Raw genomic sequence first — 11,146 nt, forward strand, 5'->3', positions numbered from 1 at the left:
CGATTAATCGCGTCTCTACCCCAATCCCCTACATCACTACCTTTTCTAAACTCAACTTAGAACGCTTCACTTGCTCAGGAATCGCTACGGGATAATCTCCAGTAAAGCAGGCAGAGCAGAAACTATTGGTATCTTCTCGTGTCGCTTCTAGCATTCCTTCCCAACTGAGATAGGCGAGGCTGTCTACTTCCAGTTGCTTGGCAATTTCCGCTACTGACTTGGTAGCAGCAATCAGCTGATCCTGAGAATCGGTATCGATGCCATAGAAGCAAGGATGAGTTACTGGTGGGGAAGAGATTCGCATGTGTACTTCCAATGCACCAGCTTCACGCAAAGTTTTGACCAATTTACGGCTGGTAGTACCCCGCACAATCGAGTCATCAACAATAATTACTCGTTTACCCGCCAGCACATCTTTAAGGGGGTTTAGTTTCATCCGAATACCCGACTCGCGCATGGTTTGGGTTGGCTGAATAAAGGTTCGTCCAACATAGCGATTTTTAATCAGTCCTTCCGCGTAAGCTACACCAGAAGCTCGGGAAAATCCGATCGCAGCTGGGATACCTGAATCAGGAACACCAAAGACAATATCGGCATCTACAAAGGATTCTTTAGCTAGTTGATGTCCTAACCGTATCCGATAGCTGTACAAACTCTCGTTGTGCATGACGCTATCAGGACGGGCAAAGTAAATCATCTCAAAGATACACAATTTCCTCTGAGGCTTTTGACTCCAATGATAAGAAGCCAAACCTTCTTCAGTAATCCAAACTAATTCGCCTGGTTCTACGTCTCGCAGGTATTCGGCTCCAATAATATCTAAACCACAAGTCTCCGAAGCCAAAACGTAACGGATTGGATTACCAGCCAAAGTGCCAATCACTAGGGGGCGAATGCCATTGGTGTCCCGAACACCCATAACGCCGTTAGGAGTGCCAATAACTAAACTAAAGGCTCCTTGGCAACGATGGAATGCCTGAATTGAACCTTCTAGCCAATCTGCGCCAGCGTTGATGGCTTCTGCGATCGCAAAAGCGATCATTTCTGAGTCTGTTGTCGTGATTAAGTTGCATTTTTTCTCAAGCAACTCTTGACGTAATTGCACCGTATTGACTAAATTGCCATTATGTGCTAATGCTAATGAACCTAAGCGAGTTTCCAGTACTGCGGGTTGGGCATTAACTTTGCGGCTAGAACCTGTGGTGGAATAACGAGTGTGACCAACAGCAAGGCTACCAGGCAACTGATCCAAAATGGATTCATTAAAGACTTGAGACACCAAGCCCATATCTTTGTGGAGGTGTACTTGTGTACCCTCAAAGGTGGCAATACCAGCTGATTCTTGACCCCGATGCTGGAGGGCATACAATCCAAAGTAGGTCAGTTTCGCAACGTTTTCTCCTGGTGCGTAGATGCCAAAAACACCACAAGCTTCTTCTGGCTTGTCAGGCAGATTTTCATGACTATTGATTGGGTTGTTGGTCTGGTCGGGGTATTCATCCGAAGTGACAGAATGAATCGAAATCATGCTAGCTTTGCTCCTGGTGGGGGGGTCAAGTCACTGGGATTATGTGTATAGATAGTTGTAGCTTTCTTAATAAATCTTTAACCATCTATTAAAACAGTACCGTAATTATGATCAGAGACGCTAAAAAAAGAGTCAGGAGTTAAAAGTTAGAAGTTATGCTGTTTATTCCTAACTCCTCACTTTCAACTCCTAACTTCTTTAACTGGGGGTAGTGGTGTGGATGGCAAGACGTCTGGCGATCGCGTGGGAATAGCGATCGCTCATATCTTCGATCCTAACTTTGATTAAGGCTTGGTTATCAGTAGTGAAAACCCCCAAACCCGTTTCATAATTACGAACCGTACCCAGTTTTTGCCACTCTTGACCCAGATGTTCCTGTAAGTATGATTCCCAAATTTCTTGTTGTTCTGATGCTACAGAAACAAAAATCCTGGCACCACCTTCGGCAAACAACACCTCATCCAAGCGAGGCAGTGCGGTCTTCTCCCAAGGGGAGACGCCAAGGGCGATGGGGTCTCCCCAAGTGGAGCAACTGCCGTGGTTTAACTGTGTTGGTGCTATTTCTAAATTGATTTCGGCACCAAGATTGCCAGAAATGCAACATTCTGCTATTGCGATCGCCAATCCTCCCTCAGCAGAATCATGGGCTGAACGTACCCAACCATTACGAATTCCTTCACGACAAACTTTCTGGACGCGGCGTTCTAAGTCAAAATTTACCCGTGGCGGTTTTCCGGCAACAGTACCGTGGATAGTGGCTAAATACTCCGATGCTCCCAAACTGATTTTGGATGCCAGAGGCAATCCGAGAAGATAAATTACATCGCCGACTGCTTGCCAACCTTGACCACAAATTTTGGTGATATCAGGAATCAATCCGACCATACCCACTACTGGAGTGGGATAAATTGGTTCTGGGATGCCTTGAGCATCAAGTGTTTCATTGTACAAAGAGACATTACCGCCTGTGACGGGTGTCGCCAATTCTCGACAACCTTCTGCCAAACCGCGACAAGCTTCTGCTAATTGCCAGTAACCAATCGGTTTTTCTGGAGAGCCAAAATTTAGGTTATCCGTCACCGCCAGAGGTTCTGCACCCACACAGCTAAGATTGCGTGCAGCTTCTGCCACCACTGCCTTAGCTCCCTCGTAGGGGTCAAGATAAACATAACGAGGATTGCAATCTACCGTCGCCGCCACTCCTGATTTTAGATTTGGGATTTGGGACTTTAGATTGGGGATTTGTTCTAGGGGGCGCAAACGGATAACGGCCGCATCTGCACCACCTGGTAGTATTACTGTATTATTTTGTACTTGATGGTCATACTGACGATATACCCAGTTTTTAGAAGCGATCGTGGGTGTATCCAGCAAAGTTAACAAAATATCATTCCAACTTTGCACGCCTCCTTGGAGTTCTATTCCAGCAGTTGTGCAAGCAGGTAAGGAATCAGGTGTCCATTCCCAAGCTTTACATGCATATTCTGGCGGTTCTGTCAATAATTCCCGGTTATATAGTGGGGTATTCTCCGCCAAAGCCTCAGCAGGAATTTCTGCTGCTACTTCACCCTGAAAGAGAATCCGCACGGTGGGTTCAGCGATGACAGTACCAGCAACAACAGCTTGCAGTCCCCAACGGTGAAAAATGTCGATTAATTCTTGCTCACGCCCCTTGTGGGCAACGAACAGCATTCGTTCTTGAGATTCCGAAAGCAGATATTCATAGGGAACCATCCCCCTTTCTCTTGCGGGAATTTTATCTAAATCGAGTTCAATTCCCACACCGCCTTTTGCCGCCATCTCTGAAGTAGAACAGGTGATACCGGCTGCACCCATATCTTGGGCGGCGACAACTGCACCTGTCTTAAACGCTTCCAGACAAGCTTCAATTAACGACTTTTCCAAAAATGGATCGCCCACTTGCACAGCAGGGCGATCGTCTATTGACTGATCGCTCAATTCTGCACTGGCAAAACTTGCCCCTCCCATACCATCGCGCCCGGTAGTAGAACCAACATAAAGCACGGGGTTGCCTAAGCCAGATGCTCCAGATTTGACGATTTCTGATGTTTCCATTAATCCTAGTGCCATAACATTCACCAAGGGATTACCAGAATAAGCCAAGTCAAAGTACACTTCGCCACCAATGGTAGGTACCCCAACGCAATTACCATAATGTGAAATTCCCGCCACTACGCCTTGGAACAGCCTTTGAGTTTTGGCATCTTCTAAGGAACCGAAGCGCAGTGAGTTTAATAGAGCAATGGGACGCGCACCCATTGTAAAAATATCTCTGAGAATACCGCCTACTCCCGTTGCTGCACCTTGAAATGGTTCTACAGCTGATGGGTGGTTGTGGGATTCAATCTTAAAAGCTAGTTGCAGTCCGTCGCCTAAGTCTACAACACCAGCATTTTCACCAGGCCCCACGAGAATGCGGGGCCCCTCAATGGGAAATTGTTTGAGTAGAGGTCGAGAATTTTTGTAACAGCAATGCTCTGACCACATTACCCCAAACATTCCCAGTTCAGCTTTGTTGGGATGACGCCCTAACCGACGGACAATTTCTGCGTATTCTTCTGGTTTAAGACCTTCAGCAGCGATTTCTTGCGGGGAAAAGAAAGCAGGAGATGTGGCGGTCATGGATAATAATGCACCAATTGTACAGAGCATTATTCTATCGATTTACTTGCCCTGTAGGTGCAGTTCTACGATGGTTCATAGCTAGATGTTAAAAATCAAGCAAGTAAATTTATCTATTTACTCGCTTGATTTTTGTAATACGTCTAAAAGGAGATTGTATTATATTCTGTAATAATGGTAATTATACTGGGAATTATAAAGTAATAAAATTTTGTTTTATTGTAATGTGCATAGATGATTTCCAGGTTATGGAAATGGCTATCAGCCTATCAAACGAGCGATTATCTGAAGACAGAAAAAATTCATAGGAGGCGATCGCAAGTTTTGATGCTCTGAAATCTGATTATTTAGTTGGCATTTTATTCGCCTGAAGTAACTTCTACAACGGCAGACTCAATCACTGAATGACTGTTGAAGAAAGGATTCTGGGAATTTTTTTGATAGACTACTCATCTCAATGAACAAACTGACCGTACTAATCTAATAAAGAGGATTTTGAACATGGCTAGACTTACTGTTCCACCAAATTTCATCGGTACCCCTGGTTCCGACACTTTAGTTGGGAAAGAGTTAAATGGCTCACCGGCAATTGGTATTGATATTTTAACTGGAGGTTTGATTTATACGCTTTCAGGGAATGACACCATTAAGGGCACAGGTGCTGCCAGCATCGGCGTTGCTCAGGGTGGAGATGGGACTGGCATCGCCAACCGTGGCAATCTGAATACAGGGGATGGAGAAGACACGATTTCTGGCACTGGTACTGGCGGCAATGGTGGCAATCTTGACAGCAATTACGAGGGCGGCGGCGGTGGAGTTGGGACTGGTATCGCTAACAGTGGTAGTCTGAATACAGGGTATGGAAATGACGTAATTTCTGGCACTGGTACTGGGCGTAACGGCGGCAAGGGCGGCTACGTGGGAGGCGAGGGTGGATCTGGGACAGGCATTGCTAATAGTGGCAATCTCAATACAGGGGACGGAGAAGACACAATTTCTGGCACTGGTACTGGCGGCAATGGCGGCGGTGCCTTGGCTGGTGGCTCGTTCGGTGGAGCTGGGACAGGCATAGCTAACAGTGGCAGTCTGAATGCAGGGGATGGAGAAGACGCGATTTTCGGCACTGGTACTGGTGGCAATGGCGGCGATATCCTCGGGGGCAATGAGCCTGATGGCGACGGCGGAACTGGGACAGGCATCGCTAACAGTGGCATTCTAAATACAGGAGACGAAAAAGACACGATCACTGGCACAGGTACTGGCGGCAACGGTGGGTTTAATCTACGAGGCGGCGGCAGCAACGGCGGAGTTGGGACAGGCATCAGCACCAGTGGCAGTTTGAATACAGGCTATGGAAATGACACGATCATCGGCACAGGTACTGGCGGCATCGGCGGTCCCGCTGGCAACGGCGGAGAGACTGGCGACGGCGGAACTGGTCTCGGCATCGCTAACAATGGCAGTTTGAATTCAGAAGACGGATAAGACACAATCGCTGGTATCGGTACTGGCGGTAACAACACCGATGGAATCGGTGGTGACGGCGGAGTTGGGACTGGCATCGCTAACAGTGGCGAATTAAATGCAGGGAATGGAGAAGACACAATCACTGGCATCGGTACTGGTGGCAACTCTATCGTGAGCTTCTCGAACAACGTCAATGGTAATGGGATAGGCATCGCTAATACTGGCAGTCTGAATGCAGGGGACGGAAAAGACACGATTACTGGTATCGGTACTGGCGGCAGCAGCGGCTCAGACGACATTTATGACTCCGATAATATCCCAGGCGGATCTGGGATTGGCATCAGCAACAGTAGCGAACTGGATACCGAAGATGGAGAAGACACAGTTATCGGTACAGGTACTGGCGGCAACGGCGGCATCAACAAGACTGAGTTCATCGGCGGCAACGGCGGAGTTGGTACTGGTATCAGCAACAGTGGCAAACTGGATACTGGAGACAGAGAAGACACGATTATCGGCATCGGTACTGGCGGCAATGGTGGCAAAACTATTAGCGGCATCGGCGATGTCGGTGCTGGAACCGGCATCCAGAACACTAAAGACGGCACCATCACTACAGGGTGGGGCAACGACACGATTACGGGTTATGGGAACAGTTCTGGAACAAACTCCACTGCCTATGGCATCGTCAACGATGGAATAATCAATACCGGCAAGGGTTCTGACAAACTTACCGGACAGGCTACAGCAACAATTGCTGGTACTGCCTATGGCATTTATGGACAAGGAATCATCAAGACTGGCGATGGCAATGACTCTCTTATCGCCACCAGTATCCTAGATGGAGTTCAACAAAAAGTCTCTATCGGTGGCGGCATCAGCATTGATTTGGGCACTGGAGATGACTACTTCAAAGGGTTTGGCGTTGCAACTGTTGATGGCGGGGACGGTTTTGATACCCTCGATTTGAGAGCTTTCAATCGCTCTCAACTGCTCGTATCTGGTGTGATTTCTGGCAATACCCTTAAAAGTGCCAACCTCACTTTTAACAACAATGAAAGCTCCATTAGCTTATCTATTACTGGCTTTGAGAAATTTATCTTTGCAGATAGCTCTTTCTACTACAGCACTTTGGCAAACGGGGCATAGGTTTGTTAATTCCTCTATCTCGTGTTTTAACCTTTGGAGAAAGTTGAAGTATAAAGCTAATCATTTTACTGAATTTAAGGGGCAAGAATCAATCATGAAAATGCACTCTGGGGGACAGAGAATTATTCTATCGATTTACTTGCTTTGTAGATGCAGTTCTAGGAGTGCAGATAATTCTTCTTTAGATATTTCTTTTTGAACTACTTGAATTACCAAGTTGTAAGCTTGCTCTTGGGATAAGTTCAAACTGTAGCCGTTTAAGGTTATGAAGGTATCCATAACCGCAAATGCAGTGCGTTTGTTGCCATCAATAAACGGATGGTTCATCGCTAAATGGTACAGGTATGCTGCTGCTTGCTCGTGAATTGTAGGATGGAGAAGTTCGCCGCCAAAACTAGCTTGAGGTTATGCCAATGCTGAATCTAGCAAACCTTCCTCTCTGACACCGGATGTTCCACCAAAGCTGTTTATCTCATCTTGGTGAATGTCTAAGACTTGAGAAATAGAAAGAAATCTAGGAGTCTGCAAGGCGACGGTAAACCTCCTGCCATTTCTGTTTAGAAGCTAAATAAGCCTGCCATACCTCTTCATCTGAGGCAAGCTGATTTGAGGCAGTATTTTCTAACTTGTCTTCATTTTGTTCAATCTCGCGGAAAGATTGGGCAAAATCAGGAATATTTAATAATACTTTTTCAGTAACTTCGTTTTCTTGTGTTTCTTGCAAATAAGCCAGAAACGCAACTGCTAATCGCAACTTTTCAATAGAAAGTTGACGCAAATGGCTTTCGGCTTCTGATAAATAAGTGCTGTGCTTTTGTTCTGTTGCCATGATTACCCCAAGCTAGGTTTGTTGCCAGTTGTACAGAGCAGCATTATTCTATCGATTTACTTGCTCTGTAGGTGCAGCTTTAGGATAGTTCATGGCTATACGGTAAAATCTACTTAAATAAATATCGTAAACGTCTAAAAATTGATTGTATAAAATTCTGAAATTTTACTATGCTCTGATTTGTGTACTGTTACTTGCGAAGTAAGAAAATAAAATTTTCTTGTAACGTGCATAAAACCGACCGTACTAACCGACATTGAGAGGATTTTGATCGTGCCTAGACTTACGGTTCCACCCAGTTTTATCGGCACCCCCAATGCCGACACTTTAATCGGACAGGAGTTAAATGTATCTCCGGCAATAGGTATTGATATTTTAACTGGAGGTTTGATTCGTACACTCTTAGGAAATGACACTATTGAAGGCACGGGTGCTGGCGGCAACAACGGCTCCGGTAAGGGCGCGGATGGAACTGGCATCACCAACCGTGGCAGTCTGAATGCAGGGGACGGAAAAGACACTATTACTGGCATCGGTACTGGCGGCAACGGCAACAGTGACAGCAACGATGAGGGTGGCGACGGCGGTACTGGGACAGGCATCACCAACAATAGCAGTATTAATGCAGGAGACGGAAATGACACGATCATCGGCATTGGTACTGGCGGTGAAGGTGGGGATGGAACATCTCGTTTGGGAGGCGGTGGCGACGGCGGTACTGGGACTGGTATCGCTAACAGTGGCAGTATTAATACAGGGAACGGAAAAGATACCCTCATCGGCACTGGTATTGGCGGCAATGGAGGCAACGGCCGCGGTTACGCCGGCAAAGGGGATGGGACTGGCATCAACAACAGTGGCAATTTGAATACAGGGGATAGAGAAGACACGATCATCGGCATCAGTACTGGCAGCAAGGGTGGCAGCGGTCTTGGCGTTTCCTCTGGCGGTACTGGAATCGGTATTGCTAATAGTGGCAGTCTAAATACAGGGAATGGAGAAGACACGATCAACGCTACGGGGAAGGGCGGCATCGGCGGCGAGGGGGGTCCCTACTCTGCCGATGGTGGTATTGGAATCGGTATCAGCAATAGTGGCAGTCTGAATGCAGGGGATGGACAAGACACGATCGCCGGTACAGGTACTGGCGGCATTGGTGCTGAGGGTTTTCCTAACGCTGGCAACGGCGGTAATGGGACAGGCATCAGCAACAGTGGCAGTCTGAATGCAGGGGACGCAAATGACACTATCACTGGTATCGGTACTGGCGGCATTGGTGGCCAGACCTTCTTCTTCGGCGATGGCGGTACTGGGACAGGCATCGTTAACAGTGGCAGTCTGAATCTAGGAGACGGACAAGACACAATCATCAGCACTGGTACTGGTGGCAACGGCGGGGCTGGCATCAATGGCAGTACTGAGACGGTCGGCGGCAAGGGCGGTACTGGAATCGGTATCAACAATAGTGACAAACTAGATACCGAAAACGGAGAAGACACGATCGTCGGCACTGGTATTGGCGGCAATGGCGGCATTGCTCCCGGCGGCATCGGCAACGGTGGTGCTGGGACTGGTATCCAAAACACTAAAGACGGCACCATCACTACAGGGTGGGGCAACGATACGATTACGGGTTATGGGAACAGTTCAGAAACAAATGCCACCGCCTATGGCATTGTCAACGATGGAGTCATTGATACTGGCAAGGGTTCTGACAAGCTTACTGGACAGGCTACAGCAACAATTGGTGGCATTGCATACGGCATTTATGGACAAGGAATCATTAAGACTGGCGATGGGAATGACTCTCTTATCGCCACCAGTATCCTAGATGGAGTTGAACAAAAAGTCTCGATCGGTGGCGGCATCAACATTGCTCTGGGTACTGGGGATGACTACTTCAAAGGGTTTGGGCAAGCAACTGTTGATGGCGGTGACGGTTTTGATACCCTCGATCTGAGAGCTTTCAATCGCTCCCAACTAATCGTATCTGGTGTGATTTCTGGCAATACCCTTAAAAGTGCCAACATCAGTTTCAACAACAATGAAAATCCCATTAGCTTGTCTACGACTGGCTTTGAGAAATTTATCTTTGCAGATAGCTCTTTCTGCTACAGCACTTTGGCAAACGGAGCATAGGTTTGTTAATTCCTCTATCTAGTGTTTTAACCTTTGAATGTCTAATTGGTGTTATTTCCTCTAAAACTGAAAAAGTATTTACCAGCGTATCTATTCTTAACTAAAAGTTACGGGTATTTACCGATGCTCAGAAATTATTCGGGTATATGCAGTTTAGTTGTAACAATCATGTGACGAGAATCACAAATATCTATGATTAGGATCGTCTCTTTGCCATCGCTAACTAGGCATAATTAATGACAACTGAACTCTAGCCGAGTCATTAATAGGGAACACACTTAATAGCCGACAGCCTTTATCAAGGACTGTCGGTTTTTTATGTCTGTATGTCCTTCATCCTTTGAGAAATGCCCCATAACTATACTTAAATAAATTTCCCCACAACTGGTTAGTAACTTGACAGAGATTTAGCCATAGCCACTACCAAATGTGGGGAAGGTATGATCAAATTGGGTATCTTATGCCTATCGAGCGCTTATTGCACTCACTCTAGTAGACCGAAAGTATACTCCTAGAACCAGCACACGCTTTGTATTAAGACATCGCTTGAATGATGTAATCAAAGTAGGGTCCTGCTTCGGCTGCGTCTTCTGCACTCAGTAAGCTAAGGGAGGCTGTTTTGAGGGAATTGATCGCTTCTACCATTCCAGGCACGGGAACGCCCAATGAGTTGTACATTTCCCGCACACCAATCAAACCAATTTTTTCAATTGGCTCTTTATCGCCGGCAAGCACACCATAAGTAATTAAACGCAAGTACCAGCCAAAATCGCGGATACATAGAGAGCGTTGGCGTTCTCCGTAAGCATTACCTCCGGGGGAGATAAAGTCAGGACGCTTCTGCCAAAGTTGTTTGGTTGCTTGTTGAACTATCTTTTTTTCGTTTTCGGCTAAGGTAGCCGCAATCCGCGTCCGTTGTACGCCGGTTTCCAAAAAGTCTTTGATGTTTTTAAGTTCGCCACTGCTGGGATAACGCAGTTCGTCGTCGGCTTTGAGAATAACTTGGCTAATTACAGTCATGATTAGTAAAATCACGCGACATATTATTAGTTAGTTTAACTAGTCTTAGGTACACAAATAAAGGGAGACAAGAAGGTGTCGATTACAGAATTGCTTCACACTGATGAAGATGATTCACCCAAATGGCAACAGGGAGAGTTAATTGAAGTTGAAATTACAGACTTGAGTGATACGGGGGATGGTGTGGGACGTTTCTACGATCGCGTAGTCTTTGTTCCAGATACAGTAGTAGGCGATCGCGTAGTGATACGCTTATTACACGTTAAACCCAAATACGCTCACGCTAAACTGCATTCCTTATCGCAACCATCTTCTCACCGCATCCGCCCTAGTTGCATTGTGGCTGATAAATGTGGTGGTTGCCAGTGGCA

General features: G+C 46.5%; 7 protein-coding genes and 2 pseudogenes (1 of these 9 cut by a window edge). 4 read left to right on the top strand and 5 right to left on the bottom strand.

Going from position 1 to position 11,146, the window contains the following annotated elements; genetic code table 11:
* Positions 1 to 28 precede the first annotated feature (28 nt).
* Positions 29 to 1,528, bottom strand: coding sequence for an amidophosphoribosyltransferase (gene purF / locus ACFE90_RS30005; protein WP_375506008.1), 1,500 nt, complete (start codon positions 1,526 to 1,528; stop codon positions 29 to 31).
* Positions 1,529 to 1,726: 198 nt separating this feature from the next.
* A complete protein-coding gene (purL, locus tag ACFE90_RS30010) occupies positions 1,727 to 4,171 on the bottom strand; it encodes a phosphoribosylformylglycinamidine synthase subunit PurL (protein WP_375506009.1) in 2,445 nt (814 codons plus the stop codon).
* Positions 4,172 to 4,672: 501 nt separating this feature from the next.
* Here purL and ACFE90_RS30015 point away from each other — a divergent pair.
* Together ACFE90_RS30015 and ACFE90_RS30020 are read left to right on the top strand one after the other, a co-directional pair.
* Positions 4,673 to 5,656 (top strand): hypothetical protein, encoded by a 984-nt coding sequence (locus ACFE90_RS30015; protein ID WP_375506010.1) that lies wholly within the window; start codon positions 4,673 to 4,675, stop codon positions 5,654 to 5,656.
* Between the two features lie 153 nt (positions 5,657 to 5,809).
* Entirely contained in the window at positions 5,810 to 6,787 is a 978-nt protein-coding gene (locus ACFE90_RS30020) for a hypothetical protein (protein WP_375506011.1), read from the top strand.
* Between the two features lie 135 nt (positions 6,788 to 6,922).
* Here the strand turns inward: ACFE90_RS30020 and ACFE90_RS30025 are convergent.
* Together ACFE90_RS30025 and ACFE90_RS30030 are read right to left on the bottom strand one after the other, a co-directional pair.
* A pseudogene (locus ACFE90_RS30025) lies at positions 6,923 to 7,156 on the bottom strand (type II toxin-antitoxin system death-on-curing family toxin); the annotation flags it as partial.
* A 145-nt stretch (positions 7,157 to 7,301) separates the two neighbouring features.
* Positions 7,302 to 7,616, bottom strand: a complete 315-nt coding sequence (locus tag ACFE90_RS30030; protein WP_375506012.1) for a hypothetical protein — start codon at positions 7,614 to 7,616, stop codon at positions 7,302 to 7,304.
* Positions 7,617 to 7,889: 273 nt separating this feature from the next.
* On the opposite strand from ACFE90_RS30030, the gene ACFE90_RS30035 reads away from it, so the two are divergent.
* A complete protein-coding gene (locus ACFE90_RS30035; protein ID WP_375506013.1) occupies positions 7,890 to 9,755 on the top strand; it encodes a hypothetical protein in 1,866 nt (621 codons plus the stop codon).
* Positions 9,756 to 10,289: 534 nt separating this feature from the next.
* Here the strand turns inward: ACFE90_RS30035 and ACFE90_RS30040 are convergent.
* Complete coding sequence (locus ACFE90_RS30040) at positions 10,290 to 10,775, bottom strand: allophycocyanin (protein ID WP_375506014.1); 486 nt, start codon at positions 10,773 to 10,775, stop codon at positions 10,290 to 10,292.
* Positions 10,776 to 10,865: 90 nt separating this feature from the next.
* Here ACFE90_RS30040 and rlmD point away from each other — a divergent pair.
* Positions 10,866 to 11,146, top strand: a pseudogene (rlmD, locus tag ACFE90_RS30045) (23S rRNA (uracil(1939)-C(5))-methyltransferase RlmD); its annotated part runs 324 nt beyond the window's last position; the annotation flags it as partial.

Source organism: uncultured Nostoc sp., assembly GCF_964245445.1.
Taxonomy (GTDB): Bacteria; Cyanobacteriota; Cyanobacteriia; order Cyanobacteriales; family Nostocaceae; genus Nostoc.

Excerpts from the sequence above, each read along its gene's own strand:
- purF (WP_375506008.1), bottom strand. The coding sequence starts at position 1,528 with ATGATTTCGATTCATTCTGTCACTTCGGATGAATACCCCGACCAGACC.
- purL (WP_375506009.1), bottom strand. The coding sequence starts at position 4,171 with ATGACCGCCACATCTCCTGCTTTCTTTTCCCCGCAAGAAATCGCTGCT.
- ACFE90_RS30015 (WP_375506010.1), top strand. The coding sequence starts at position 4,673 with ATGGCTAGACTTACTGTTCCACCAAATTTCATCGGTACCCCTGGTTCC.
- ACFE90_RS30030 (WP_375506012.1), bottom strand. The coding sequence starts at position 7,616 with ATGGCAACAGAACAAAAGCACAGCACTTATTTATCAGAAGCCGAAAGC.
- ACFE90_RS30040 (WP_375506014.1), bottom strand. The coding sequence starts at position 10,775 with ATGACTGTAATTAGCCAAGTTATTCTCAAAGCCGACGACGAACTGCGT.